The 25,618-nt window shown below is 43.8% G+C and carries 28 protein-coding genes; 25 read left to right on the top strand and 3 right to left on the bottom strand.

All coding sequences use genetic code 11. The features are described 5' to 3' along the window. Positions 1-24: 24 nt before the first annotated feature. The 4 genes from hpf (at position 25) to murD (ending at position 5,726) form a co-directional block, all read left to right on the top strand. Positions 25-396, top strand: a complete 372-nt coding sequence (gene hpf / locus LRM46_RS02300; RefSeq protein WP_243812865.1) for a ribosome hibernation-promoting factor, HPF/YfiA family — start codon at positions 25-27, stop codon at positions 394-396. Between the two features lie 125 nt (positions 397-521). Beyond that, positions 522-3,152 carry a preprotein translocase subunit SecA gene (gene secA / locus LRM46_RS02305; RefSeq protein ID WP_243812866.1) on the top strand — a complete coding sequence of 877 codons (2,631 nt, stop codon included), beginning with the start codon at positions 522-524 and terminating at the stop codon, positions 3,150-3,152. A 15-nt stretch (positions 3,153-3,167) separates the two neighbouring features. Continuing rightward, positions 3,168-4,445 (top strand): M16 family metallopeptidase, encoded by a 1,278-nt coding sequence (locus LRM46_RS02310; RefSeq protein ID WP_243812867.1) that lies wholly within the window; start codon positions 3,168-3,170, stop codon positions 4,443-4,445. A 36-nt stretch (positions 4,446-4,481) separates the two neighbouring features. Further along, entirely contained in the window at positions 4,482-5,726 is a 1,245-nt protein-coding gene (gene murD, locus LRM46_RS02315) for a UDP-N-acetylmuramoyl-L-alanine--D-glutamate ligase (RefSeq protein ID WP_243812868.1), read from the top strand. On the opposite strand, the gene hpt is transcribed toward murD, so the two are convergent. Next, complete coding sequence (hpt, locus tag LRM46_RS02320) at positions 5,723-6,262, bottom strand: hypoxanthine phosphoribosyltransferase (RefSeq protein ID WP_243812869.1); 540 nt, start codon at positions 6,260-6,262, stop codon at positions 5,723-5,725. The two genes, murD and hpt, sit on opposite strands and share 4 nt — an antisense overlap. Positions 6,263-6,313: 51 nt before the next feature. Between hpt and prfB the strand changes: the two genes are divergently transcribed. The 7 genes from prfB to LRM46_RS02355 all read left to right on the top strand — a co-directional run bounded on the left by prfB (position 6,314) and on the right by LRM46_RS02355 (position 13,553). Then, positions 6,314-7,405: a peptide chain release factor 2 gene (gene prfB / locus LRM46_RS02325; protein ID WP_129635424.1), complete on the top strand. Its 1,092-nt coding sequence runs from the start codon at positions 6,314-6,316 to the stop codon at positions 7,403-7,405. 20 nt (positions 7,406-7,425) lie between these two features. After that, on the top strand, positions 7,426-8,109 hold the full coding sequence (ftsE, locus tag LRM46_RS02330) for a cell division ATP-binding protein FtsE (protein WP_129632464.1): 684 nt from the start codon (positions 7,426-7,428) through the stop codon (positions 8,107-8,109). Continuing rightward, a complete protein-coding gene (locus tag LRM46_RS02335; protein WP_232736408.1) occupies positions 8,109-9,092 on the top strand; it encodes a cell division protein FtsX in 984 nt (327 codons plus the stop codon). Before ftsE ends, LRM46_RS02335 begins: the two co-directional genes overlap by 1 nt. A 42-nt stretch (positions 9,093-9,134) precedes the next feature. Then, positions 9,135-10,274, top strand: coding sequence for a CHAP domain-containing protein (locus LRM46_RS02340; RefSeq protein ID WP_243812870.1), 1,140 nt, complete (start codon positions 9,135-9,137; stop codon positions 10,272-10,274). Between the two features lie 64 nt (positions 10,275-10,338). Further along, positions 10,339-11,514 (top strand): S41 family peptidase, encoded by a 1,176-nt coding sequence (locus LRM46_RS02345; protein ID WP_129636881.1) that lies wholly within the window; start codon positions 10,339-10,341, stop codon positions 11,512-11,514. Between the two features lie 41 nt (positions 11,515-11,555). Then, complete coding sequence (locus LRM46_RS02350; RefSeq protein ID WP_129632476.1) at positions 11,556-11,939, top strand: response regulator; 384 nt, start codon at positions 11,556-11,558, stop codon at positions 11,937-11,939. Between the two features lie 75 nt (positions 11,940-12,014). Next, the gene (locus LRM46_RS02355; RefSeq protein ID WP_243812871.1) at positions 12,015-13,553 is read left to right on the top strand and encodes a DUF445 domain-containing protein; all 1,539 of its coding nucleotides are present in this window, start codon (positions 12,015-12,017) and stop codon (positions 13,551-13,553) included. Positions 13,554-13,641: 88 nt separating this feature from the next. Here the strand turns inward: LRM46_RS02355 and LRM46_RS02360 are convergent, their stop codons facing one another. Together LRM46_RS02360 and LRM46_RS02365 are read right to left on the bottom strand one after the other, a co-directional pair. Then, a complete protein-coding gene (locus LRM46_RS02360) occupies positions 13,642-13,914 on the bottom strand; it encodes a 50S ribosomal protein L27 (RefSeq protein WP_129632482.1) in 273 nt (90 codons plus the stop codon). 63 nt (positions 13,915-13,977) lie between these two features. Further along, on the bottom strand, positions 13,978-15,171 hold the full coding sequence (locus tag LRM46_RS02365) for a TRM11 family SAM-dependent methyltransferase (protein WP_243812872.1): 1,194 nt from the start codon (positions 15,169-15,171) through the stop codon (positions 13,978-13,980). A gap of 38 nt (positions 15,172-15,209) precedes the next feature. Here LRM46_RS02365 and LRM46_RS02370 point away from each other — a divergent pair, with 38 nt between their 5' ends. The 14 genes from LRM46_RS02370 (at position 15,210) to LRM46_RS02435 (ending at position 25,603) form a co-directional block, all read left to right on the top strand. Then, entirely contained in the window at positions 15,210-16,277 is a 1,068-nt protein-coding gene (locus LRM46_RS02370; RefSeq protein WP_243812873.1) for a lysylphosphatidylglycerol synthase transmembrane domain-containing protein, read from the top strand. After that, positions 16,261-17,361, top strand: a complete 1,101-nt coding sequence (gene xseA, locus LRM46_RS02375; RefSeq protein ID WP_243812874.1) for an exodeoxyribonuclease VII large subunit — start codon at positions 16,261-16,263, stop codon at positions 17,359-17,361. The genes LRM46_RS02370 and xseA overlap by 17 nt, the downstream gene beginning before the upstream one ends. Then, the gene (locus tag LRM46_RS02380; RefSeq protein ID WP_243812875.1) at positions 17,339-17,539 is read left to right on the top strand and encodes a hypothetical protein; all 201 of its coding nucleotides are present in this window, start codon (positions 17,339-17,341) and stop codon (positions 17,537-17,539) included. The genes xseA and LRM46_RS02380 overlap by 23 nt, the downstream gene beginning before the upstream one ends. Before the next feature lie 40 nt (positions 17,540-17,579). Continuing rightward, the gene (locus tag LRM46_RS02385) at positions 17,580-18,239 is read left to right on the top strand and encodes a hypothetical protein (protein WP_243812876.1); all 660 of its coding nucleotides are present in this window, start codon (positions 17,580-17,582) and stop codon (positions 18,237-18,239) included. 35 nt (positions 18,240-18,274) lie between these two features. Then, a complete protein-coding gene (locus LRM46_RS02390; protein WP_243812877.1) occupies positions 18,275-18,991 on the top strand; it encodes a sensor histidine kinase in 717 nt (238 codons plus the stop codon). After that, the gene (locus tag LRM46_RS02395) at positions 18,988-19,359 is read left to right on the top strand and encodes a response regulator (RefSeq protein ID WP_243812878.1); all 372 of its coding nucleotides are present in this window, start codon (positions 18,988-18,990) and stop codon (positions 19,357-19,359) included. The genes LRM46_RS02390 and LRM46_RS02395 overlap by 4 nt, the downstream gene beginning before the upstream one ends. Then, on the top strand, positions 19,343-20,023 hold the full coding sequence (recO, locus tag LRM46_RS02400) for a DNA repair protein RecO (RefSeq protein WP_243812879.1): 681 nt from the start codon (positions 19,343-19,345) through the stop codon (positions 20,021-20,023). Before LRM46_RS02395 ends, recO begins: the two co-directional genes overlap by 17 nt. Before the next feature lie 75 nt (positions 20,024-20,098). Then, positions 20,099-21,442: a glycine--tRNA ligase gene (locus LRM46_RS02405; RefSeq protein WP_243812880.1), complete on the top strand. Its 1,344-nt coding sequence runs from the start codon at positions 20,099-20,101 to the stop codon at positions 21,440-21,442. A gap of 45 nt (positions 21,443-21,487) precedes the next feature. After that, a complete protein-coding gene (locus tag LRM46_RS02410) occupies positions 21,488-22,105 on the top strand; it encodes an SAP domain-containing protein (RefSeq protein ID WP_146555028.1) in 618 nt (205 codons plus the stop codon). Positions 22,106-22,247: 142 nt separating this feature from the next. Continuing rightward, positions 22,248-22,739, top strand: a complete 492-nt coding sequence (locus LRM46_RS02415) for an NUDIX hydrolase (protein ID WP_243812881.1) — start codon at positions 22,248-22,250, stop codon at positions 22,737-22,739. Positions 22,740-22,777: 38 nt separating this feature from the next. Further along, positions 22,778-23,395: a hypothetical protein gene (locus LRM46_RS02420; RefSeq protein WP_243812882.1), complete on the top strand. Its 618-nt coding sequence runs from the start codon at positions 22,778-22,780 to the stop codon at positions 23,393-23,395. Continuing rightward, positions 23,382-23,867 (top strand): hypothetical protein, encoded by a 486-nt coding sequence (locus LRM46_RS02425; protein ID WP_129744763.1) that lies wholly within the window; start codon positions 23,382-23,384, stop codon positions 23,865-23,867. The genes LRM46_RS02420 and LRM46_RS02425 overlap by 14 nt, the downstream gene beginning before the upstream one ends. Before the next feature lie 24 nt (positions 23,868-23,891). Beyond that, positions 23,892-24,560, top strand: coding sequence for an SDR family NAD(P)-dependent oxidoreductase (locus LRM46_RS02430; RefSeq protein ID WP_243812883.1), 669 nt, complete (start codon positions 23,892-23,894; stop codon positions 24,558-24,560). A 26-nt stretch (positions 24,561-24,586) separates the two neighbouring features. Then, positions 24,587-25,603, top strand: coding sequence for a gluconeogenesis factor YvcK family protein (locus LRM46_RS02435; protein ID WP_165000139.1), 1,017 nt, complete (start codon positions 24,587-24,589; stop codon positions 25,601-25,603). Positions 25,604-25,618: the final 15 nt, after the last annotated feature.

Below are 25,618 nucleotides of genomic sequence, written 5' to 3' on the forward strand. Positions count from 1 at the left end.
GCGTATTAGTTAGTAGGAGGAAAAATGATTAAGGATATTACAATTACTGGCGTTAAATATGAGCTGAACGCTACAACAAAAAAATACGTTGAAAGGAAAATTGGTTCGTTGGGAAAATATTTGCCACGCCACGCGCGAAAAAGTGCGTCTGCAGATGTGAAGATTAGGCAGATTGACAATCCTGGCGGCAACAAGTACGAGGTTGAAGTTATTATCAATGTGCCAGATAAGAAAATTGTAGCTAAGGATTCAACCATGAACGTTTTGGCTGCGGTGGATATTGTTGAAGCTAGGCTGAATGGTCAAGTTCGTAAGTACAAAGACGATGTGCTGGCTCACGTTGGCGGAAGTCGTGGGGTTTTGGCGAAGCTAAAGCAAACTTTCGGTCGAAAATAATTGATAGATGAAATTAGCAGGAAAGCGTTCAGATTCTGGGCGCTTTTTCTTTTCAAATTGCCCGAAAAAAGTTATAATAAAAGAAATTTTTGAAAATGCCTGAAAGTGAGGGAGTTTTAAGGTTTATGGCAATTACACAACAAAAAGCGCTGAGTAAGATTTTTGGCGATCCACAGAAGAAGATTTTGAAACGATTGCGTAAGCAAGTTGATGTTATTAACGGTCTGAATGACAAATATGAAAAGATGTCCGACAAGGAGCTTCGGGCGCAAACTGACGAGCTGAAAAAGCGTTTGTCGAAGAAGAGTGTGACACTTGATACGATTTTGCCGGATGCGTTTGCCGTGGCTAGGGAAGCCGCTAAGCGTGTGATTGGCGAGCGTCCATATGATGTGCAGTTGATTGGTGGCATGGTTCTTCATGAGGGCAACGTTGCCGAGATGAAGACCGGTGAAGGTAAGACTCTTGTGGCGACATTGCCGACTTACTTGAATGCCTTGGAGGGCAAGGGTGTTCACGTGGTGACGGTTAACGACTATTTGGCGCAGCGCGACGCTGGTTGGATGGGTCAAGTATATGATTTCCTAGGTCTGACTACTGGTGTGATTATTAACGAAGCGTCATTTGTTTATGATAAAGATTACGACAATGAGCATCACGACGATCCTCGAATGCGAAAACTTCGTCCAGTTTCGCGTAAGGAAGCTTATGCTGCGGACATTACTTACGGAACTAACAACGAGTTTGGCTTTGACTATTTGCGCGACAACATGGTTAACGACGTTGATTTGCTCAGGCAGCGTGAATTGAACTTCGCAATCGTTGACGAGGTTGACTCAATTTTGATTGACGAAGCTCGTACGCCACTTATTATCTCTGCTCCAGCAGCTGAAAATCCTGACAATTATTATACGTTTGCTAAAATCGCCGCGAAGTTGGTTCCAGAAGATTACGTTTTGGACGAGAAGCGCCGAAGTGTTGCCTTGACTGACGAAGGTGTTGAAAAAGTTCAGAAATTGTTGGGAATAAAAAACTTGTACACACCAGATCACGTGCGCAGTGTTTATCACATGGATCAGGCTTTGCGCGCGCAGACGTTGTTCAAGCGCGACAAAGATTACGTCGTAACTAATGATGGCGAGGTGATCATCGTTGATGAACATACTGGTCGTTTGATGCAGGGTCGCCGCTACAACGAAGGTTTGCACCAGGCAATTGAGGCAAAAGAAGGCGTTCCTGTGCTGGAAGAGAGCATGACCTTGGCGACAATTTCATTCCAGAATTACTTCCGTTTGTACAATAAATTGAGTGGTATGACCGGTACGGCATTTACCGAAGCTGAGGAGTTCCAGCAAATTTATTCACTTGACGTTATCCAAATTCCACCGAACAAACCAGTTATTCGCGAGGATAAGGAAGATCTGATTTTTAAGACTGAAAAGGCCAAACTGAAAGCTGTCGCTGAGGCGATTAAGGATTACCACAAGCAAGGTCGTCCTGTTCTGGTTGGCTCTGGTTCTATTGAAAAGAACGAGCAAATTGCCAAATATTTGGAAAAAGAAGGTATTAAATTTGAGATTCTGAACGCTAAGAACAATGAGCGTGAGGCTGCGATTGTGGCGAAAGCTGGCGAAAAAGGCGCGATTACTTTGGCCACGAATATCGCTGGTCGTGGTACCGACATTAAGCTTGGCAAGGGTGTCAAGGAACTTGGCGGATTGGTTGTTATCGGTTCAGAGCGACACGAATCACGCCGAATTGACAATCAGCTGCGTGGTCGTGGCGGACGTCAGGGTGATCCAGGTGAGACTCAGTTTTACGTTTCGACCGAAGATGATTTGATGCGAATTTTCCAGGGCGAGCGAATTGCATCATTGATGGACAGATTGGGTGTTGATGATGATACGCCAATCAGAACTCGGGCTGTGTCGAAAACATTGGAAGCGGCGCAGAAGCGAGTTGAAGGCTACAATTTTGATACGCGCAAAAATGTTGTTCAATACGACAATGTGATTAACCGTCATCGTCGCGTCGTTTATGTTATGCGACGTAGGATTTTGGAAGGCGACAATATTAAGCCAGAAATTGAGCGTTTGCTGAAGGCTAAAGTTCACGAATTGACAACTCTTCCATCAAAGAATAATCCAAAGTTTGTCGAGGATTTCTCGGTTATTTTCCCGGTTGATAAGGAAAAAATTGAAAAGGTTGGTAAGGAAAAGAAAGATCGTTTGCGCTATGAAAAGGCGCTGGAGCTGGCCGAAGAAGCTTACGCGGAGAAAGAAGCTGAGATTGGCGCCGATGATTTGCGTGGAGTTGAGCGCGAAGTTTACATGGCGGTGTTGGATACATTGTGGATGCAACATTTGGAAAATATGCAACATTTGCGCGAGGGAATTCACTGGCGAAGTGTTGGACAACGTGATCCTTTGGTGGAATACCGATCAGAATCTCAGAAGTTGTTTGAAAGTTTGCAAGCTAATCTCCGCGATGAAGTTTTGGCAACGATATTTAATATCCATAAAGCCGATGCTACAGTCCGTCAATCTCAAGACGATGAATATGACACTGAGCTAACTAGGTTGGCAGAAAATGCCGTTGAGCGTGGCGTAAATGAAATTGGTTCGGGCGAGGAAAATCGTGACGATGACTTCTCTGTGAAAAAGGGTAAGACTAGCGCGGAATCAAATCGTGCGAAGAATCAAGCTCGAAAGAAGAAAAAGGCTCAGCGACAGAACCGTAAGAAAAATCGTAAATAATCAGAGAACTAGGCAATGAAACATACAGTTGAGGAAATTAGACTGAAGAATGGTGCGCGCGGCTTGTTGATTGACGTTCCAGATGCTACGGTAATGAGTTTTCAGGTGCAGTTCAGGGCGGGAAATCGCTACGTTCTGAATAAAGATATTTATGAAACTGCTCACATTATGGAGCATATGGCGTTCGGTGCGAATGAAAAGTTTCGTTCGGAGCACAATTACGAGCAGGAATTTACCAAGAACGGCGCTTATCACAACGCTTACACTTCTGACTATTCAATGGTTTATGAAGCGATTTGTGCGGATTTTGAGTGGGACAGGATTTTGGAGCTTCAGAGGCTGGCTATTACAACGCCACGCTTTAACGCCGATGAGCTTGAGGCGGAAAAGGGTAATGTTCGCTCTGAATTGACTGGTTATCTTAACAATCATAACCGCGTGATGTGGCCGCGTATTCAGCAGGCGCTGGGTGAAGATATTTTGACATATAATCAGCGCCTAAAAACAATTACTAATATTGAACTGAAAGACATTAAAAATCATCACAAGCGAACGCATACTTTGAAGAATATGCGGTTTGTGGTGGCTGGAAAAATGGCTGGACGAAAAGCGGCTATTAAAGAACATCTTGAAGGCTGGCAATTAGAGACGGGCGAGCGATTTGTTATTCCGCGTGATGAACCGCGCAGGGCTAATCCGGTTTTAGTCAGACGAAAAGAGGCGACGAATTTGACGTTTGGTTGGTCAATGATGATTCCGCGTGAGTTAAGCGATGAAGAGGTCACGGCTATGAACGCATTGAACCACATTCTGACCGGCACGATGAGCTCGAGGATTTTTGGCGCGGCTCGTAAAAAAGGCTTGGCGTATGGTATTTTTAGCGACACGTCGATTGGTTTTTACGATTCGGCTTGGGATTTTGGTGGACAAGTAAATGTCGAAACTGCAGAAAAGCTCTTTGATATTATCGTGAGAGAATTAAAGAAAGTTTTGGCTGGATCTATTTCTGAAGAAGATTTGGAAAGCGTGAAGTCGTATTCATTGGGTCGTTATCAAATGGGTGCTCAAACTGTTGGGCAAGTAAGCAATTTTTACGTAGGACGATATTTTGCTGATGATTTCGTGAGAGATTATGCCGCCGTTCCAGATTCTATTTTGGCGGTAACTCCTGATCAGTTGATTGAAACGGCTCGTCAATTTTTTGCATCAAACACGTGGACGTTGGCAGTAGTTACTTCGGAAGAAAAAGAGCTATTAACAAAGCTGTACGATAAGCTCGACAAGCTGTTTTAGGGTGTAATCGTAAAATTCCCGTGATATAATCAGGTTATGAAAATTGTCATTGCTGGTTTTGGCGTTGAAGGTCAATCTAATTTGCGGTATTTCCGAGAGAAGTTTCCGGAAGCTGATTTTTTGGTGGCGGACGAGCGTGAAAAAGTAGATAATTTGCCGGAAAATGTGGCTTATCAGACGGGATTTTCGGGGCTGGAGAACGCGGATTTAATCGTTAGGTCGCCAAGTCTTCCGCCAAAAAAGATAAAGACTAGCGGTCAAATTTGGTCGGCGACAAATGAGTTTTTTGCCAATTGCCCAGCGACTATAATTGGCGTGACTGGTACAAAAGGCAAGGGCACGACGTGTAGTTTTATCTCGTCGATTTTGCGCGCGGCGGGTAAAACCGTTCATTTGGTGGGAAATATTGGTGTGCCAGCTTTGGACATTTTGCCAAAAATTGAGAAAAATGACATTGTCGTTTACGAATTGTCCAGTTTTCAATTGTGGGATTTGCAGAAATCTCCGCACGTTGCCGTGGTGCTGATGATTGAACCTGACCACTTGAACGTCCACGCTGATTTTAATGATTATTTGGCGGCAAAAGCGAATATTGCCAAGTTCCAAACCACGGACGATTATGTTGTCTATAATTCTCAAAATGAGTTCAGTTCGTCGATTGCAGATGCGAGTTTGGCGCAGAAAAAGGAATACCCATTTGCTCTTTCGGACGATATAATTTCTGCGATTCGCCTGCCAGGGAAACATAATATTGACAATGCGTGCGCGGCGATAGCGGCGGTGAAATCGATTTTGCCAAATGTGTCGGATGATGAGATAAAGGAGGGGCTCAGCGAGTTTACGGGGTTACCACATCGATTGAAGTTTGTTGCTGAAAAATACGGCGTGAAATATTACAATGACAGTATTTCGACCACTCCGGGCAGTGCGATTGCGGCGTTAAAAGCTTTTGCGGAGCCGAAAATTTTGATTTTGGGTGGCTCGGATAAAGGCGCGGATTATTCTGAATTAGCAAAAGAAATTGCCAGGCAAAACGTACGATTGATAATTATCAATGGCGCTAACGCTGATGAAATCAGGGAAGTTTTAAGGGAAGAAAAAGTTGATTGCGAAATTGTCCAATTGAATATGGCAGGAATGAAAGAAGTTGCCAAATCAGCCAAAAATAAAGCGCAATCTGGCGATGTGGTGATTCTTAGCCCAGCGGCTGCCAGCTTTGATATGTTTAAGAGTTATTCTGATCGCGGCGAGCAATTTGTCGCCGCCGTAGAAGAGCTTTAATCTTGATAAACTTCTGGTTTTAAGACGCCAATGTATGGTAAGTTGCGGTATTGCTGGCGGAAATCCAGGCCATAGCCAACGACAAATTCATTCGGCGTATCGATGCCTACATAATCGGCTTCTGCATCAACTTCGCGCCGCGCTGGTTTGTCTAATAGCGAGCATATTTTTACCGACGCAGCATTTTTTGCGGCAAATAATTCTCTTAGCGCCTGGGCGGTTCGACCACTGTCAATTATGTCCTCAACTATCAACACGTGTCTATCCGCCACGTCGGTATCCAAATCTTTGATAATTTTTACAGATCCAGAAGATTTTGTGTCATCGCCGTAGCTGGAAACCGCCATGAAATCAATTTCCATATAGCAATCCATCGCCTGTATCAAGTCGATCATAAACGGCGCTGCGCCGCGTAAAATACCCACGACAACAGGATTTTTATCGTGATAATCCTCAGTCAATTTTTTTCCAAGTTTCTGAACTGCCGTTTTTATTTCTTCGTTCGTAAATAGAATTTTCTCAATATCTTTATACATCTTTTTATTTTAACAGAGAATTGAGCGCTGAAAAATGGTACAATAAAGTATATGCAACCGCTAAAAAAGAAAATTGGTGAATTAGAAAAAGAAATTGAACAGGCTAAAAAAGCGCTGAAGTTTTCTGATTTGGAGCAGAAATTGGCGGAACTGGACGATCAATTAAACCAGCCGGAAATTTGGAATAATCCTGATTACGCCCAAGAATTAACGAAACAAGCTGCCAGCCTTCGTCAGACTGTCGAGCCTTGGCAGACTTTGACGGTGCAGGTTGGTGATATGGTGGAGCTGATGGAGCTTGGTGATGACGATTTATTGCCGGAATTTCAAGCGCAAGTTGCGGCGATTGAGAAGAGTTTTGATAGGCATAAAACCGATTTGTTATTCTCCGGCGAATATGACAATCGCTCGGCAATTATGCGCATTTCCGCTGGCGTGGGCGGACTGGACGCTCAGGATTTTGCGGCGATGTTGGAGCGAATGTATTTGCGCTGGGCGGAAAAGTCTGGCATGAAAGTTGATACGCTGGAGCGCTCGACAAATGACGACGCTGGAATTAAAACGGTCGTTTTGGAGATCTCTGGATCTTTTGCTTATGGAAAATTGCGGTCGGAAAATGGCGTGCATCGTTTGGTGCGATTAAGTCCGTTTAATGCGGACAATTTGCGGCAGACTAGTTTTGCGCTTGTCGAGGTTTTGCCGAAAATTGACGCGCCAGATGAAATATCGATTGACCCGAATGATTTAAGAATTGATGTCTATCGTTCGGGCGGCAAGGGCGGTCAAGGCGTGAATACGACGGATTCGGCGGTTCGGGTGACGCATGAGCCGACAGGGATTACGGTGGCTATTCAGAATGAGCGTTCACAGATTCAGAATAAAGAAACGGCGTTGAAGATTCTGCGGTCAAAATTGCTAGCGATGAAATTAGAGCAACACGCCGAAACTCTGTCTGATCTTAGGGCTGGCGAATCAGCAAATTGGGGCAGCCAAATTAGAAATTACGTTTTACATCCATATACACTAGTTAAAGATACGCGCACAAAGCATGAAAACCGCAACGCTCAAGGCGTTTTGGATGGCGATATTGACGAATTTATTACGGCGTATTTAGAACAAAATGCTAATTCTAAAAATATTTAGCTTATGGTATAATACTAGTAATGATTCTGTTAGATAGGGTAACGAAGAACTACGGTAAAAGTAACAAGCCGGCATTGAATCGAGCAAGTATTCATGTCGGCGCTGGTGAATTTGTGATTATTGTTGGTACGTCGGGTGCTGGCAAATCGACTCTTTTGAAGCTTTTGACTCGCGAAGAAAAGCCGAGCTCTGGAAAAATTGTAGTTGGTGGAATTGACTATGACAATTTGAAGGACAAGCATATTCCGCTGTTGCGTCGTAAAATTGGCGTGGTTTTTCAGGATTTTAAGTTGCTTCCGAATCGAACGGTGTTTGAAAATGTGGCGTTTGCGCTAGAAATTGCTGGAATGACAAATCGGGAGATTAAGGCAACTGTGCCGAAGGTGATTGAGTTGGTTGGTCTTAAGGGGAAGGAAAAGCATTTTCCTCATCAGCTTTCTGGTGGTGAGCGTCAGCGTGTAGCGATTGCTAGGGCGGTGGTGCGTCAGCCGAAGATTCTGATCGCAGACGAGCCGACTGGAAACTTGGACCCGAAGCACAGCTGGGATATTGTTCGCTTGCTAGAAAAGATTAATAAGTATGGCACGACGGTTATTTTGACGACTCACAACGTGGAGATTGTCAACAAATTGAAGCGACGCGTTATTACAATTGATCATGGTAAAATCACCTCCGATCAGGCGAGAGGGAGTTATAAACAGTAATGAAATCATCAAAGTCTAACAAAAATAAAGAAACTATTCGTATACGTCAGCGCCGACGAGGTTGGTTGACGTTTGTCAGAATGTGTCGATATGGCATCAATAATTTTAGTCGTAATGCCTGGCTAACGATTGCCGCAACTGCGGTGATGAGCGTCACGTTGATTATCGTGTTTATAACGTTATCAGCGCGCCAGGTTTTGGTTGATACCGTTTCAAACGTTTCCAAACGTGCCGATATGTCAATTTACTTAAAGGGTGACACGCCAGAAAAAACGATTAAAACGATTAAATCTCGGATTGAAAAATTAGATAATGTCGATAGTGTTAAGTATATTTCCGCGGAAGAAGCGCGTGAAAAGCAAGCTGAGCAATATAAGGATAATCCAGATACGCTTGAGGCGATTCGCGAGTCTAGTAATGAGATGTCGGCAACGCTTCGTGTTTCCGTGAAGGAACTGAATAACCAGCAATCATTAAATAATTTTGTTAAAACAGATGATTTATATAAAAAATATAAAGACCCTAACAGGGAGCCGTCATTCTCAGGTGAACGTCAGCAAGCCATTAAAACAGTTGGTAGTTGGGTGAGATTGGCGAGTATCGGCGGCTCAATCGCTACAGTTGTTTTCGTGGTGATCTCTTCGCTTGTGGTCTTTAACACTATTCGCATGGCAATTTTCAACCGTAAGGACGAGATTGAGATGATGAAGTTGATCGGCGCAGAACGCAGTTTCATCAGAGGTCCGTTTATCGTTGAGGCTATAATGTACGGATTTATCGCGGCAATTATCGCAACGGTGGTTGGGTATGGCTTGCTAATCCTTGCACATGATCCGATGGTGAAGTATGGAATTCCTATCGATAATCTTTTGAATCATCTAAAAATGTACGGAGTGCTGGTTTTCTTGAGCATGATTCTGGTCGGCGCGGCAATTGGCGTGGCGTCATCTTGGGTGGCAACTCGCAAATATCTTAAGTTGTAAAAGTCCTTGACATACTGATTATGCTTATGCTAACATAGACATATGAAACTACGGTCCACCACACCAGTTTCGGCATCATTGGTCAGCAGAGCGTCTCTGGTGGCGATGTCTGCATTGCTTGCTGGATCGGGCATTTTTGGCTTGGCATCACACGTATTGGCTCGCGACTATAACGCTGAAATTCAGGCAAAGCAACAAGAAGCAGACAACTATAATTCTGAGGCTTCGCGCTTGGGTGAGATGGCTGATAGTTTGCAGGCGGAACTTGATAAGATAAATGGACAAATATCAGCTATTCAAGCGCAGATTTCTGATAGCCAAAAAAAGATCAATAACCTCAATGATCAGATAAAAAAGAACGAAGAGCTAATTAAGCACAATCGTAAAGCGATGGGGCGAATTTTGGCGGATTTGTATGTTGATGATCAGATTTCGCCGCTGGAGATGCTCGCTAGCTCAAAAAATATTAGCGATTACATTGACAAGCAAGAACAGCGTAATTCTTTGAAAACTTCATTGAACGATAAGATTAAAGAAATTAAGTCTTTGCAGAAAAAGCTAGAAGAGAATAAGAAGTCTGTCGAAAATACGCTTCGCGACCAGGAATTGCAGCGTAATGCGATGGCGGCTAAGCAATCTGAGAAGGCAAAACTGATTACTGACACGAAGAATGATCAGAATAACTATGCGGCTCTGGCTCAGAAACGTAATTCTGAGGTGGCGAAGTTGCGAGAAGAGCAGGCTGCAGCCAACCGACGAGCTCTTGGTGGTAGTAATGTTTCGATTCCGGGTGGTGTACCTGGCGGCGGCGGTTATCCTGGCGCCTGGGCGAGTGCTCCACTTGATGCTTATATCGATCCATGGGGACTATACACGCGTGAATGTGTGAGCTACGTGGCTTGGAAAATTCATAGCACTGGACGAGACGTCCCGCATTTTGGTGGCGCAGGCAATGCAAATCAGTGGCCGTCAACTGCAGCGCGCTATGGTATTTCTAGCGGCTCAACGCCAAAAGCTGGCGCGGCAGCCGTGATGAATATTGGATATTACGGACACGTTATGTATGTTGAGTCTGTCAATGGCGATGGAACCATTACCGTCAGCGACTACAACTTTGCCTGGGACGGTTTATATAGGCATTACACGCGTTCGGCTTCAGGATTGACATACGTTTACTTCTAATCGGCATAGTGATACACAAAAAAAACGCTCGTGTTAAACGGGCGTTTTGTAGTATAATAAGCATATGGTTACGGGAGAGAAAAGACAGCAATTAAGTTGGTTCTTGACGCTTGTTATTGTGGCTATTGTTAGCTTTGTGGCGGGGGCTCGCTCTGATGCGCTGTTTGCTAATGTGGCATCGGTATTTGGCGTTAGAACTTCAAATAAGACGATTGACTTATCTAGCGTTCAAAAAACATATCAAGAATTGATTGCTAATTATGACGGAAAATTGGATACTCAAAAGTTAATTTATGGCGCCAATCGTGGGCTAGTTGAAGCGGCTGGCGATCCTCATACGGCGTATATGGATCCTGATGAGACGAAGGAGTTTGATAAATCATTAAGTGGTCAAATTGGCGGTGGAATTGGTGCGGAGATTGGTCTTAGAAATAATAAGCCGACTATCATAAAACCCCTGGAAAATAGTCCAGCTCAGAAGGCAGGAATTAAGGCTGGCGAGGCGATTGTTAAGGTGAATGACGAGGCTTCTTCTGATTGGTCAGTGGAAAAAGTTGTGAGTAAAATCCGCGGAGAAGTTGGTACGTCTGTTAAATTGACGTTATTAAGCGGTGGTCAAACGCGTGAAGTGTCGGTTGTGCGTCAGAATATAGTTTCTCCGGCAGTGGAGTCGGAAATTGATGGAGAAATTGGTATTTTGAAAGTTAATCGATTCGGCGATGATACAGTAAGCTTGTCCAGAAAATACGCTTCGGAATTTGTTGAAAAAGGCGTTAAGAAGGTGATTTTGGATCTGCGAAACAACCCGGGCGGAACGGTTGGGGCTGCTCAAGGGCTATTGGGTATTTGGCTGGACAATCAAATAGCTATGACCGAGCGTAGAGGTTCTGAAATTGTTAAAACGCTGCGTACAACTGGAACGCCAATTCTGGGCAATATGAAGACGGTGGTGCTTATTAACGGCAACAGCGCCAGTGCTAGCGAGATTACAGCTGGGGCGCTTCGTGAATACGGAAAAGCCACGTTGGTTGGGCAGAAGAGTTACGGTAAAGGAAGCGTGCAGATTGTGCTTGGGCTGCCTGGCGGGTCGCAAATGAAAGTTACTGAAGCCAGATGGTACACGCCAAAGGGTAAAAATATAGATAAAACTGGTATAGAGCCTGATGTAAAAGTTGATCTTTCGTCGGACGATGTCAATAATAACGTAGATCCGCAGATGGATAAGGCGAAGTCGTTATAAAGCTTGTGTTTTTGGGCTGGACAACATAAAATGGAGATAGTATGAACGGACAAAAAAAGAAGATTTTACTAGTTGAGGATGACATGGCTCTGTCTGCGGTTTATAGGTCGCGACTAGAGATTGAAGGGTTTGATGTTAGAGAGGCTAACAACGGAGAAGACGCTCTGTCTGCCACTGTTGAATATCGTCCAGATTTGATTCTTTTGGATGTGATGATGCCGAAAATCAGTGGTTTTGATGTTCTGGATATTCTTCGCAATACGCCAGAAACTGCTAACGTGAGGATTATTATGCTGACGGCGCTTAGCCAGCCAAAGGACAAGGAGCGTGCTGAGAGCTTGGGTGTTGATGATTATTTGGTGAAATCTCAGGTTGTAATTGGCGACGTTGTGGCTCGCGTAAAGCATCATTTGGGTATTCAATAGAGAAGTAGATCTAGCGGAAGGTCAGCCTCTTAGGGGTTGACTTTTTGTTTGTTTTTTGGTATAAAGTAGTTATATATGGAAAAACCAAAACCAACACAGAACCCTGAACAAGAACAACGAAAAACCTTGAGAGATTATGTGGTTGCAACTTTCCATGCTGATTTAGATATTGCAAAACGTCCATTAACTGTTATTCGTAGCGGTAAAGACAAGGGAGATGCTATATATGAGGGAGGTTGGGTTCCTAGTGCTATGTTGTGTGCGTGCAACACTGATTCAGAGAAGGGTATTGGTTCGACTGAATTGTTTGTGGAAGTGTATAAATCGATTAAAGTTAATGGAGAGTATTTTCCTGTAACTGGGATTGTGCCGTTGAATATTCTTCGAATTCTAAAAGAAAATGGGGCCTTTACAGAGTCCTATATTCAGGCACTTTACGGAAAATCTACTGAGGAAATGCTTAAAGAAGGGACGGAGGCTGCTGAGCAAATTTGGAGGCAGAAACATCCGGACAGTGATTGGAATGAGTTATTGGATGTGAAGGCACCTTCAGAAACCCTTAGCGATGGCTTGGATACAGAAGGTAATTCTGAGAAGTCTTTAAGGGGTGAAGTCAGTTCCGCAATGGGGAATCTAGCCGTTAAGACTGTCGAAGTTTCGCCAGTGAAAACGAATGAGGTTGGCGTTAATTCACCGGCCTTGGTGATGTCTAAAAAAGTCTTGGAGTCGATTGGGGCGGTTAAGGTCGATGACTCGGTGGGTTCGCCAGCGATTAAGTCAGCTGCAGTTAAAGAGCTAGCTAAAAATCTAGCGGTTAAGTCAGCTAAAAAGCCAGCGGAGACAGATAAGGTAGGTGCTAACCCAGCGGATTTGGTGGCAACCGAACCAGTTGAGAAGCCGGTAGAAGCGGATAAGGCAAGCGCTGCTCCAGCAGATTTGCCAGCAGCTAAATCGGTTGAAAACCCAGTGGCTGAAAAGTCGATAGAGACGAATGAAGCCAATACAGACATATTACCTGAGGACTTTAAGTCTGTGATTAATAATTTTGAAAAATATACCGGAGGGGATAACGGCGAGTTTTCTGCAGAGACTAAATCTATAGCTAGAGAACTGAATGAGCTGAAGTGGCGAATTCAGGGGAACCCTGAAGCGATAAAGGAACTCGCAACTGAAGAGCTCATACGACGCGCATCATCGAGGATTAGAGAGCTTGAAGTTTCTAGGGCTAAATCTGCGAATAAATTTAAGAATGATATAGAGAGTCTTCTGGAGGATCTAAAAAGTAATATTGAAAATGATGACGAGCGTAGACGTCTGATTAAGCTAACTGAGCACGTAGATCAGATGGGTACGGATAATAGAGTTCTGGGTGATGTAACTAATGGTTTGTTGGGTAAATTGACAATAATAAGAAGTATTATCGATAATTCGCGGAATGACAGATGGGGAATAATTGCTTATAGAGATCGTTTTGTCAGAGTGATTGAAGAAATTATTGGTAGCGATGACTATAGAGATATAGATAGAAAATTCAGTGGTGATTTGGGATCAATTTACAGACGTCGTCAGAGTATCTTAGATGCTATTAAGGGAATTCGGGAAGCGGGGTATTGATAAATGATATTAAGATATTGCCAGAAGAGGTGATTAATAAAATAACTCCGTATTTACCGGAGCTATTTTAATAAAAAGTTTTTACCAATTAAAGAACAACAACTTGCGTTCGGCGTTCTGATTTGCCGGTAAACTTGGTTTTTTTAACTGATTTGAAGCCAACTACGCCATCTTTTGCGGCGTGGATTGTGAAATTGCGGCTAACGTATGTGCCGTCACCAGCGATCTTTGTGGCGCCAGTTTGGCGAACTAGAACTTCTCCAGCGGAAACTTTTTGACCGCCAAATCGCTTAACGCCAAGACGTTGACCAGCATTGTTGTGGATGTTCTTACTAGAACCACCAGCTTTAACCTTTGACATTCTTTACTCCTTATAGTTTCTATAAAACAATCTGTTCTAGTTTATCGAAAATAAAGCCAGTTGTCAAGCGGTTTTGGCTATATCTGCCGGTTTTAATACCAATATTTCTCTGGCAACAACTTGATTTTCACGGTAATATAAGAGGTTTTTATCGATAATTTGCTGATATTCAAGTTTTTTAAGATTCTTTATCAGAGGCAAGTGGGTGAATTTACCTTCGCGATTTTGCCACGCTGGAACGGCTATGCAAAGCGTCGTGTCTGGGCGAATTTGCGAATGGATATTTTGCAGAAAATCGCTAATTATGTGATTGCAATTTCCAACTACTTCGTGAAGTTTTTCTGGGCTTGGCGGAGCGGAAAATGGCTGACCTAAATATGTTTCACAAACAACTTGAGAAATCCGTTTCTTCTGTTCATCTGTTAATTTTACAGAGGTAGCGTCGGCCTGATGCGCTTGCCAGAAAGTGTTTGTCGAAAAAGTCTTTTCCACCCAGTTCATATTTTCAGTCGTGTAAGATATCATCTTATCGCTCAAATCGCTGCCATAAGCATTCACGCCGATAAGTGCAGCTTCTTGTAGTACCGTTCCTGTGCCACAAAACGGATCCCAGAGGTAATCGCCAGGTTTTGCGCCAGATAGGTTAATCATAATCTGTGCAAGCTTGGGCGGAAGCATTCCCACGAAGGCATCGCGTTTTGGTCGTCCGCGGTCGCGCTGAGTATATGAATTGATATTTTGAGTGCCACGACTTTCAGCGATTATCAAATCTCCGTACACGTTCTTAGCTATGATAATTTCAATTTTCGCCTCAGACCTGCCGAGTTTATTATTGTGAGAGGTCGCAGTGGACAGTGCGGCGGTTTTATTAGGAATTAGGCGCAAACTGACGCCAGATTTTTTCAGGTTGTTTTTTAAGATGATTCCGATTTTTTGGATGTTTCTCGGATCTGTTTTATTGCCATAAAAGCTTATTCCAAGCGTTATTTTTTTCTGACTATTCGAAAGTTTTTTCGTGTATTTTTCAACAATAATTTTTGAGGCTTGGAGCAGAGTGTTGCGGTCTGATTTTTGCGATTTTATCTTCGTGATGACTTGTCCGCATTTAATCGTTCCGCCGAGATTGTCAATTGAAAAATTGTCGCAATTAACCGTGGCGGCTTGGTTGGAGATTTTTTGGACATTTTTAGCACCGTAAACTGCCTCTAATTCAGCGATAGAGATTTCTGGCTGGCGTCCAAGAATAGCTATAAACATGTCGTAATTATAACATTTATCGTGGTATAATGAAGGTTATGTTACCGAAGGTGTTGCAACTATTGAAATCGCCACGAGCCATTATGAGCGTTTTGACGTTGGTGGTTTTGGCGATAATAATTTTTCTATCTCGGCATGAGCTCGTGAAGGCGTGGAATCTGTTTTTGCATGCGGATTTATGGCTATTGTTCTTGCTATTACCATTTCAGATTATCGTGTACTTCGCTGGCGGCGAGATGATTTTTTCGTATCTGAGAGAGAAGAATCTGATTCATCATATTTCCAGGCTGGAGCAGACGAGGATTGCGCTGGAGCTTAATTTGGTCAATCATATTTTTCCGTCGGGCGGAGTTAGTGGGATTTCGTATACGACGTGGCGAATGCATAAGCTTGGCGTGAGCTCGGCACGTTCGACATTTGCGCAGGTGATTCGTTACGTTACGGGATTTTTGTCGCTTTTGGTTTTGTTGGTGATTGCTGTACTGGCGTTGGCTATTGACGGTAAGGTTAATCGTTATATCGTTGCGGCGAGCTTCTTGCTGATTATCGTGGTTTTGGCGCTGACGTTTGGTCTGATTTTCGTGTTTTCGTCAAAGCGTCGTATGCAGATGACTGCCGCTAGATTGTCTAAATTCATCAATACATTGGTAAAAATTGCAACCTTAGGTAAGAAGCGACGAGTGATGAAGCCGAAGAAAGTCGAAGAGTTTTTTGTTGATATGCAGGACGATTTTCAAGATTTGTCCAATCATCCGAAGCTTCTGATAAAACCGATGATTTGGGGAACTGTCTACACTGTTTTTGACGTGGCGATGTTTGCTGTGGCGTTTTTGTCGCTGGGTGTTTTTGTTAATCCGGCGATTCTGATGGTTGGATACGGCGTGGCGGGATTGGCAGCGATTGTCGTGTTTACACCTGGAGGGACGGGCGTTTATGAAACTATTATGATTATTTTCTTAAGCATGGCAGGCACTCCGCCGGATTTGGCGATTGCTGGAATAATTTTGACGCGAGCAATTTTACTTACTGGTACGATTATCTTTGGCTATATTCTCTATCAACACGCACTGATTAAATACGGCAAGCCAGATGATTCCCAGATTTAGCGTTAGCAATTTCATAGCAGTTGTCAATCAAACTTTTGACGTGGCTTTTGCTGGAATGGTTGAAGTTGAGGGCGAGGTTTCCAGCTTCAAGTCTTATCCTCCGAAATACGCTTTTTTCGATCTGAAGGATGACGACGGGCTGGTTCGGTGTTTTGTTGGTTTTAGCAATTTACGCACGCCAATTGAAGATGGAATGAAAGTTGTCGTTCGGGCAATGCCGGTACTTAGGGATAATGGCGCCTTTAGCTTGAACGTTCAAGAGATTCGCCCATTAGGCAAGGGAAGTTTGAAGCGAAGTTTTGAGCTTTTGAAGCAAAAATTGACAGTCGAGGGTTTGTTCAATTCTGAAAGAAAGCGTCCATTACCGCAATATCCTCATAGGGTGGCTGTTATTTCCAGTACAAAAGCGGCGGGATATGCTGACTTTATGAAGATTTCCGGTGAGCGTTGGGGTGGTGTGAAATTCGTAGTCGCCGATGTTAATGTACAGGGTGTGAATGCTGCAGATCAAGCTGTGCGAGCAATATCATATTTTAATCAAATGTCAGAATCTCCAGATGTGATTGTTTTGATTCGTGGCGGTGGCAGTGCGGAAGATTTGGCGAGTTTTAACGATGAAAAACTGGTACGCGCGGTGGCGAGTAGTCGCATTCCAACAATGACTGGAATTGGTCATGAAATTGATGAGAGTTTATGCGATTTGGCGGCGGACGTTCGCGCAGCCACGCCGAGTAACGCCGCGCAATTGCTATTTCCTGACAGGCGAGAGGTGATTCGGCATTTGCATTACAGGCTAATTGACGCGAAAGATTCAATTTGTAGGGCTATCGAAGAACAATCGCTTAATGCAACAATGTTGCAAAAAGAAGCGCTAAAACAGTGGTCAAGTCGTGTGGATGCGGCTGTAAATGCAACATTGTCGCAACAAAAAGTCATCGCTGAGTATGATCCAGAAATGGCGCTGCGTCGTGGCTATGCAATGATCAAGGGCGATTTACAGATTGGTAATATTGTAGAGATTACAACAAAAGATATAATTATGAAAGCGAGGATTGAGAATAGTGAACAACGATATGACAATTGAGCAAATGATGGCTGAATTGAACGAGCGAATCGCGTGGTTTCAAGGCGATGATTTTAATCTGGATGAGGCGAAACAGAGATTTATTGAGGCGAGAGAATTGTCAAAAAAAATTACTGCCACGCTGGAAGATATGCGACATGATATCGAGGTTCTTAGCGAGAATTTTAATGCTGAGTAAGATCTTTACATCAATTAAAGCATAAGCTATACTTTACAATATGATGACGAGAGATAAGAGTGAGCGTGGCTCAGTTAATGGCTGGATGGTCGGTACAATCGGCTGTCTGATATTGTTTTTGATTGCTGGATCTTTGGCAATTTGGGCGTACATGCAATACTCCCGAGAAAAAAGCAGTGTTGATAGTAAAGTTGCGATTGAAGTCGCTAAGGGGAAGAGCGAACAAGCCGAATCAGACCAGAAGAAATTTTCTGAAGAAGCGAAAAACCCGCGTATTGAATTTGTCGGTCCTTCTGAATATGGTCGAGTGTCGTTCATGTATCCAAAAACTTGGAGTGTATATGTAGCAAATGACGGCAGCGACAGAGGTGATTACAAAGCTTATCTTCACCCTATTTCAGTTCCTTCGACAACTAATAAAAATAGTCGATTTGCATTAAGGTTGGAGATTATCAACAAGAATATGGATACGGTGCTGAATGATTATCAATCACGACTAAAGAAGGGTGAATTGACCTCAAGTAGTACTGAGTTTAATGGAATTTCAGCGACTCGAATTGATGGTACGTTTGAGAAAGAATTGCGCGGCTCTGTGGTTTTGATGAAAGTTCGCGATAAAACTATTCGTTTTTCAACCGACGCGGATACGTTTAAGCCAGATTTCCAGACTATATTAAGCACTGTAAAAATCTCTGAATAGAAAAACCCGAGACATATTTGCTATACTAGAATTGTATGGCAGGTAAAGAGTGGAGTGATGCTGATTTTGGGGGATTGCCGAGCGTTTTAGTGGCGGCACACGAGCTGAAAACGCCGCTGGCTTTGATTAGGCAATTGGCGCTACTGTTGGACGACGATTTAACCAGTTCTGCCGATAAAACTCAGATCCAGCAACGAATTATTCGGACTTCTGAGCAGGCGTTGCAGCTTACGATTGATTTGGCAAATTCAGCTAATTTAACGCCGTCGTTATTTCCGCTTGAACCGGTCAATCCGTTGGCTCTATGTCAGCAAGTAGCGATGGAAACGAAGTTCAACGCAATGCTTTATGGACGAAAAGTTAGCTGGCCTAAGAGCGGCAGAAATAGTCAATTGATATTAGCGAACCGAACACTTTTGGGGCGAATTTTAGCGAATTTCTTAAATAACGCGCTGGCGTATACGGAGGATGGATCGGAGATTAAGGTTTCGGTTAAGGCGACAAAAGATGCCGTGAGAATGAGCGTGCGGGATTTTGGGCCGATGATGAGTTTGAAGGAATATCGGCTTTTGCTTGATGAAATGGAAACGCGAAAAACCGTGCGAACAAGGCCGGAAAGTAGCGGGCTGGGGATATACGTGGCGAATCAATTTGCGCGGGCGATGAACGGGCGGATTGGTCTGATTCGTCATCGTGATGGGCTGACTTTTTATGTAGAAATGCCAATTAGTCGGCAGTTGAGTTTGATATGAAAAAACTGTTAATCGTTGAGGATGATAAGAATTGGGCGGATATTCTGGGCAAGTTTGCCGCAGATGTTGGCGCGGAATATCGAGTGGCGGTTTCTGGTGGTCAGGCGATTGAAATTATTGACGATTGGCAACCTGATGCTTTAATTTTGGATATGTTGTTAGCTGGTGAAACGGCGATTGCTCTGTTGAATGAGCTGCGATCGTACGCGGATTTGGCGAGTTTGCCGATTGTGGTTTGTACGAATATCGACGTTAAAATGGACGATTTGCGTCCGCTTGGCGTGAAGTCGATTTTGAATAAAACATCGATGCGCCCGAATGAGGCGCGGGCGATTTTTCGCGAGGTTCTAAATGACGGGGCAGAGTGAACGAGTAAAAGCAATTGTTTTGAGGCGAACGAATTACGCCGAAGCTGACCGGGTTTTGCAATTATTAACGCCAAAAGGTCGACGTAGCGTAATCGCAAAAGGCGTGCGACGCGAGCGCAGTAAACTGGCAGGCGGAATTGAATTATTCGCGATTTGTGATGTGGTTATTTGCTCTGGTCGGGGTGATTTGGGGCTATTAACTTCCGCTCGATTGTCGGCTTTTTATCGGCATATTTTGGAAGATTATGATCGGATGCAGTTTGCATATTCGGTAATGAAATTGGTTTCTGCGGCGAGTGAAAACATTGACGAACCAGAGTGGTATTATGTGCTGAGTCAAGTTTTGGAGCAATTGAATAATCCCGCAATAAACCAAAAATTGATTGAAACGTGGTTTTATTTGCAATACGCGAGTTTGCTGGGAGATGAACTGAATCTTCGTACGGACGTAACGACAGCGGCGCTACTGTCAGATAAAAAATATATGTATGACAATGCAGAGAAAGGTTTGAGATTGGCGGAGCAGGGCGATTTGGGCGCAGACGCAATCAAATTGTTAAGGTTAATCCAGGCAAAGCCACTGGCGAATGTGGCGCAAATCGGCGGAATAACTGAGGTTATAAACGATTGTTGGTTGATTGCCAGACAACACGCGGCAGTGTAAAATTGTCAGTAAAATGGTATAATTTGGATAATAATGTGAATCGCCATGTTGCCAACATGGAGAAAGGTTTTTTCAATGGGTCAAGCAAAAATGGAAGATATTATTAGCCTATGCAAGCGCCGCGGTTTTATTTATCAGGGTTCGGATGTTTATGGCGGTTTGTCTGGAACGTGGGATTATGGTCCGCTGGGCGTTCAATTGAAGCGAAATATCATGAATTTGTGGTGGCGAATGTTTGTCGATGAGCGCGACGATATATATGGCGTCGATGCGGCAATTTTGATGAATCCGAAAGTCTGGAAGGCGAGTGGGCATGTTGATACATTCGTTGACCCATTGTGCGAAGATACGGTTAATCATCGGCGTTATCGCACGGATCATATCCTTAAAGACAATGGGGTTGATGCGGACGGTTTGACGATGGAGCAAATGGATGAAGTGATTGCAGAAAAGGGAATTAAAAGCCCAGATGGAAATCCGCTAAGCAAATCGCGAACGTTCAATATGATGTTTAAGACGAGCGTTGGCGCCACCGAAAGTGAAGACAGTGCTGCGTATCTTCGCCCGGAAACGGCTCAGGGAATTTTTACCAATTTTAAGAATGTTGTTGATAGTTTTTATCCAGACTTGCCGTTTGGAATTGCTCAGCAGGGCAAGGCGTTTCGCAATGAAATTGCGCCGCGAGATTTTGTTTTCCGTAGCCGTGAGTTTGAACAAATGGAGATTGAGTATTTTGTCAATCCAGAAAATTGGCAGGAAGCGTTTGATGAATTGTTGAAGTCGACGCACGAGTTTTTGGAGGCGTTGGGATTAGACCCTGAAAATATTCACGAGCTGGACGTTCCACCAGAGGACAGGGCACACTACAGTAAGAAAACGATTGACATTGAATACGATTTTCCAATTGGCAAAGAAGAGCTGATGGGGATTGCATATCGGACCGATTTTGACTTGATGAATATTCAGCGCGTCAGCGGGAAAAGTATGGAATATACGATCAAGGGGACGAATGAAAAGTTTGTGCCGCACGTGATTGAGCCGAGTTTTGGCGTCGAGCGGGCGCTGATGGCGGTCTTGTCGAGTGCGTATCGTGAGGACGAGCAGAACGGCAGCAAGCGTGTTTATTTGGCACTTCCAGAACATTTGGCGCCAGTTAAATTTGCCGTTTCACCGCTACTTAAGAATAAGCCAGAATTGGTGGAGAAGGCGCGTGAAATTTACGCTAACCTATCTAAGAAAAATCCTGGACGCGTTATGTGGGATGACAATGGAAACATCGGTAAGCGTTATCGCCGTCAGGATGAAATTGGTACGCCGCACTGCGTAGTTGTTGATTTTCAGACGCTGGAAGATGACACCGTTACTGTTCGTGAGCGAGATACGACGGAGCAGAGGCGAGTGAAGGTTGAGGAGTTGTAGATATTGGACGTGAAAAAAGCAAATTGGTTTTGAGGAGATAAAAGATTGACAAAAAGTAGACCTGAGTTTGATAAAATCACATCGTTTGATGAGTTTAATCAATACTATTGGTATCGTGAAGAACTTTCACAGATATGCAGGTCGCTAGCATTAGAACATAGAGGTACAAAACAAGAACTTAATTATATTATTGAGCAGTACTTTAAGGGTAATTTAATTAAAAAATCATCAATAAAAAACGAAACAAAGCAAGTTGAAAATATTACTCTATATATGCCATTACTTGAATGTGGGTTTTCCTTTAATACAAAATTTAGAGAATATTTCTCTGCCGTAACAGGTATTGCACCTTTTAAATTTACTGCTGATATGGCTACTGCTTGGAGAAAAGTAAAAAGTGAAAATGATTTGAGTTTTACGATTCAAGATATGCTGAAAGTTTATTATGGAAAATCGGATTATGCTAAATATGATAATTCGGTTTGTCAATGGAATCAATTTTTAAAGGATTTCTGTGCAGACGAAAATAGTCGCAACTATTCGAATAAGTTAAAAGTAGCTGCTATTCTTTGGAAAGAAGTTAGAGATTCAAGAAATGAAAAAATTTATTCAAAGAATCTTTTGACTGAATATGCAGGAAAAATAAAAGAGTATCACAATTAGGTAATTTAGGTAATTCCTAACTTATTAACACCCAATGAGTAGTTAGTAAATGGATATTGGAAAGAGATATTGGAAAGACAGAGTATACTGTAGGTGAAATGGTATTAGCTATCTAGCGCTCGGGTGTAGTATAATGACTTTCATGACAAAAATCACCAACGGACGTATCATTACACAGAATTTAGATGGAACGGACCATCTGGATTGTCTGTATCGCGTTTCCATAAAAGCTCTGATTTACAACGATGCTGGGCAGATTTTGGTTGTTAAAGAGGACGGGCGGCCGCTTTGGGATCTTCCTGGCGGCGGAATGGATTATGGTGAAACTTTTGAGTCGGCTTTGAAGCGGGAATTATATGAGGAGGTTGGCTATAAGGGTAATCTTCGCTATCAGCTTTTTGATGCGTCGGATGAGATTTACATTGAGCGAATTGATGCTAATCAAATTTGTTTTTCTTGTCGTGTGTGGACGGAAAACTTTGATTTTTCAGCGGGTGTTGATGCGGACGAAGTGATGTTTATGGATCCTGAAGAGTTGCGACTCCAAGAGAGCGAGTCGGGCGCGCCGCTTCGATATAAAGTGCATTTGAAGTGGCAGAAATTGTGTGGCGCAAATAGTTTGCCGACAGAGTAGTATTGACTTTTTCCATAAAATAGTATAGAATATCAGGCATGGAAAAAAGTACAGGCGGCGTATCTCTTGATATTAGATTTATTGACTCTAGTAATAGCTCAGAGAATTATTCCTCCGTCGAAAGTCGGCGCTTGATTGGAATCTATGATGGCGATTGGTCTTTGGAAGAAGATGGGACTGTGAATGCGTCCATGGCGTTTGCTAGAAGAGTGGGTGATATTCGTAGTCATGGGAATTTGATAGAAAAGGTTCGCGGAATTGGTGAGAGTATGGCGCGAGTGTCTATTTCAGAGTGTCTGGCGGTTGAAGATGAGGTGAAGGTAAGTGGCTGGCTATTAGCTGATCCTATGTCGCATAGTGGAATTTCTTTCTTGCGCAAAGTAATACCAACCGAGCTTGTCGTCCCTGATTCCATTGAAAATAACCCTGACGACGATCAGAAGTTAGAGATCGTCAGGCTTGCTTTGCGCGTCGGAGCCGTGGCTTTGCATTGTGTAGGACTGTCATTAGAAGAGCTTAAGGAATCGCCTACTGAGAGTTTCTCTCCGGATAAAGTGGATGAATTTGTTTCTCGTTTTCATGGCAATGTGGATTTTGGCAGCAAGTGGAGAGAATATAAGAAGATAGCCAAAGATTTGACGTATGAGGAAAACTGATAATTACGGCGCCAGGGTTAATATCGAGAATATTATGGAGGGCGAAGTCAACGAGGATTTGTTATTTGCTTTATTGACTAGATTAGTTGTTAAGGACGAGGTTCTCGATATGGATGTAATGTTGGCTAGTCGCTGTCATGAGTATTCAGGACATATCATGTTAGCAGAGAAGCGCCTCCCTAGCCAGTCCACATCCATACAATCGCCATTTCAGTTTCCGTATGATAGGGTTGAGCTGCGAAGCTGGCGGGATGGGTGGGGTGTACATTCTGTTGGAGGGATAAGAGGAGGATTCAGGAAGAATGCTTATTTTTCTTCAGATAATGCGGAATATCTCATGAGACGAGTGGCTGCCGTGGCTGTTGGGCTTTGCTTGAAAACGCCTTTACAAGAGCTGGATTCTGTCAAGGAGTTTTCAGCTGAGGAACTGGTAGAGGCGTGGCCGAGGCTTAGATACGGAATTTACATTTAATATCGCCGTTGCTATAATAATCATATGCATATTATTCTTGGTGGGACGAGTGGGCTTGGATTAGAGATAGCGAAGCAGCTGCGGGAACGTGGTGAGCGTGTGCTGGTCCTGGGTAAGACTCATAATCCGCAGAAGCACGGCGAAGGTTTTCCATTGGATGTTTATTATTCGGATCAAGTGGAGTCGGCGTCGGCGCGAATTGAGCAGATTTTAAACGGCGATGATATTGATCAATTTGTGTGGGCGGCTGGATATGGCTGGCGCGGCAATTTTGAAGATCAGCCGAGCGTTCGCAGTATGGCGGAAGTCAATTTTTCGGGCGCGTTGCCGCTGGTTCAATGGGCTTGGCGTAAGATGTCAACGCAGAATCGCAAGTCTGTACTGACGATTATCGGGTCGACAAGTAGCGTTAAAGCGCGCTCAGATGAAGCTGTGTACGTTGCGACGAAGCACGCTCAAGCGGGTTTGGCGCGAAGTTTGGGAATGCAGGCAGATGAACAAAAACTTCCAGTTAGGGTTGCGCTATTTTTGCCGGGCGCCATGAAAACTCCGTTTTGGAATGGGCGCGATCTTCCGGCTGACTATGTGTTTTTCAACGATCCTGCGAAAATTGCCACGCACATTATCAACGCGATTGATTGTCAGCAGCAGCCATTCTTGGAATGGGCGTTGCCAAAAGGTACGTTGGTTTAGGCTTTCCAAGGTGCTATAATTCAAGCATGACAAATGGTTCGAATAATGATTATTTTGGGGTAAAAGTTGTAGTTATCGGCGGCGGAACAGGAAGTTTCACGTTGCTTTCTGGATTGAAAAAATATACACACAGTATTACGGCGTTGGTCAATATGGTCGACGATGGCGGCTCAACTGGCGTGTTGCGCGATGAATTGGGCGTGTTGCCAGCGGGCGACGTCAGGCAATGCTTGGTGGCGCTAAGTACTTCGCCGAAAGTTCGTGATTTGTTCAATTACCGATTTGGCGAGGGCAGCATGAAAGGTCACGCGTTCGGCAATTTATTCATGGCGGCGCTGGAAAAGATGACAGGGAGTTTTGCTGATGCAGTGGAATTGGCTAGCGAAGTTTTGGGCGTCAATGGTCGAGTTTATCCGATTACTCTGGACGATACGACAATGTCGATTAAGCTGAAGGACGGCACGGTTGTTGATGGTCAGCATGCGGCTGAGTCGCTAAAGATTCCACGTGGCGAGCGTCCGTGGTTAGAGCTTAAACCGCCAGCTACGATTAACCCGCGAGCTCGTCAAGCGATTTTGGATGCCGATTTGGTGGTAATTGCGCCGGGGCTTTTATATGGTAGTTTGGCGCCAGCGTTGTTGGTTCGAGGTGTTACTCGAGCGCTTGCTGAAACGAAGGCGAAGAAAGTCTATGTTTGCAATTTGGTTACCAAGCCAACGCAGACTGATGGATTTACCGTGGCGGATTTTGCGGATGAAATTGAGCGATTTTCAGGGGTGAATATGGATTATGTGCTTTACAATAATCATCGTCCGCCAGAGGAATTGATAAAGAAATATGCCCACGACGGCGAATATTTGGTCGAGTGGGATAAGGAATTGCTGAAGAAAAAGCATTATTACGCGTCGGGCAAGCGTCTGATTGCTGATGACGTGTGGGTCAATACGAACTCCAGCAGCGATCCATTGGCGGCTCAACGTAGCCTAATTCGTCACGATGCCGACAGAGTAGCGCGCGAATTGATGCGGATTTATTTTGCGTAGATAGTCCGGGGCAGT

This window comes from Candidatus Nanosynbacter sp. HMT-352 (genome assembly GCF_022819345.1).
Classification (GTDB): Bacteria; Patescibacteriota; Saccharimonadia; order Saccharimonadales; family Saccharimonadaceae; genus Nanosynbacter.